A 255-nucleotide genomic window follows, 5' to 3' on the forward strand; every position below is an offset into this window, starting at 1 on the left:
GTTGCCGATATGGCCGCCACAACCGTGGGGCACGCCCGCGCGCGACGGCGCTGCACGCGACGGGCGCGTCAGGCGCTCGATGCGAAACGGCGCCACGTCGATCTCCGGCGCGCTGCCCGTCACGAGCGAAGCGATCAACCGTCCCGCGCCCAGCGCGGTGCCGAGTCCGCTGCCGCAGAGCCCGGCGCTGACGAACAGCCCGGGCGTGCGCGCCAGCGCGGAAATCACGGGCAAGCCGTCGGATGTCATGTCGAG

The 255-nt window shown here is 73.3% G+C and carries 1 pseudogene; it reads right to left on the reverse strand.

What is annotated here, in order from left to right:
• Positions 1-255: pseudogene (locus SB816_RS33280) on the reverse strand (hypothetical protein); the annotation flags it as partial.

Origin of the sequence: Achromobacter sp. SIMBA_011 (genome assembly GCF_046535435.1) — a bacterium.
Classification (GTDB): domain Bacteria; phylum Pseudomonadota; class Gammaproteobacteria; order Burkholderiales; family Burkholderiaceae_B; genus Achromobacter; species Achromobacter dolens.